This is a genomic window from Mesorhizobium sp. B4-1-3 (genome assembly GCF_006439355.1).
GTDB lineage: Bacteria > Pseudomonadota > Alphaproteobacteria > Rhizobiales > Rhizobiaceae > Mesorhizobium.
Genome location: NZ_VFTG01000057.1, coordinates 1 through 1,462, shown reverse-complemented (window position 1 = coordinate 1,462; position 1,462 = coordinate 1). Strand labels below are relative to the sequence as shown.

At 63.5% G+C, this 1,462-nt stretch carries 2 protein-coding genes; both read left to right on the top strand.

The window, feature by feature from the left end:
- The coding region (locus FJW06_RS29970) for a zinc-binding dehydrogenase (RefSeq protein WP_140757295.1) at nt 1–885 on the top strand (885 nt) is incomplete at its 5' end.
- Between the two features lie 68 nt (nt 886–953).
- Nucleotides 954–1,462, top strand: a 509-nt coding sequence (gene gfa / locus FJW06_RS29965) for an S-(hydroxymethyl)glutathione synthase (protein WP_140757293.1), incomplete at its 3' end; no start/stop codon positions are given.

The window sequence follows — 1,462 nt, the reverse complement described above, 5'->3', positions numbered from 1 at the left end:
GACCATGTCATCCCGCTCTACACGCCCGAATGCCGGCAGTGCCCGTCGTGCCTGTCGCGCAAGACCAACCTGTGCACCGCCATCCGCGCCACGCAAGGGCAAGGATTGATGCCCGACGGCACCTCGCGCTTCTCGGTCGGCGGCGAAAAACTGTTTCACTATATGGGCTGCTCGACCTTCTCCAACTTCACCGTGCTGCCGGAGATCGCGGTCGCCAAGGTCAATCCCGACGCGCCCTTCGACAAGATCTGCTATATCGGCTGCGGGGTGACCACCGGCATCGGCGCCGTCATCAACACCGCCAAGGTCGAACAGGGCGCGACCGCCGTGGTCTTCGGCCTTGGCGGCATCGGCCTCAACGTCATCCAGGGTCTTCGCCTGGCCGGCGCCGACATGATCATCGGCGTCGATTTAAACAACGACAAGAAGGCCTGGGGCGAGAAGTTCGGCATGACGCATTTCGTCAATCCGAAGGAGGTCGACGGCGACATCGTGCCTTACCTGGTCAACCTGACCAAGCGCGGCGCCGACCAGATCGGCGGCGCCGACTACACCTTCGACTGCACCGGCAACACCAAGGTGATGCGCCAGGCACTGGAAGCCTCGCATCGCGGCTGGGGCAAGTCGGTCATCATCGGCGTTGCCGGCGCCGGCCAGGAGATTTCGACGCGTCCCTTCCAGTTGGTCACCGGCCGCAGCTGGATGGGCACCGCCTTCGGCGGCGCGCGCGGCCGCACCGATGTGCCGCGGATCGTCGACTGGTACATGGAGAAAAAGATCCAGATCGACCCGATGATCACGCATACGCTGAAGCTGGAAGACATCAACAAGGGCTTCGACCTCATGCATGAGGGCAAGTCGATCAGGAGCGTCGTGGTTTACTGAAGCAAACCCACCGGGCCGCAGGCCAGCAAGCCCGCGACCTCTGTGGTCAAACATGGGAGGAAGTAGCAATGGCGGAAAAACTGCATCACTCGATCGACAACGGCTTGCCGAGGGAGAGCGCATCCTTCTCCGGCGGCACGCTGGTATGCCTGTGCACCAGCAATCCGGTGAAGGTGAAGGTCAAGGGGCAGATCGCCCACAACCATGCCTGCGGCTGCACCAAATGCTGGAAGCCGGAAGGCGCCGTCTTCTCGGTGGTGGCCGTTGCCGGCACCGGCGACGTCACCGTCACCGAGAACGGCGACAAGCTCAAGGTGGTCGACCCCTCGGCGCTGATCCAGCGCCATGCCTGCACAAGCTGCGGCGTCCACATGTACGGCCCGGTCGAGCGCGACCATCCCTTCAAGGGCCTGTCCTTCATCCATCCCGAACGCTTCGAGGAGGACGGCTGGTCGCCGCCGGGCTTTGCTGCTTTCGTCTCCTCGATCATCGAATCCGGCGTCGACCCGAGCCGCATGGACGGCATCCGCGGCCAACTGAAGTCGATCGGGCTGGAACCCTATGACTGCCTCAGCCC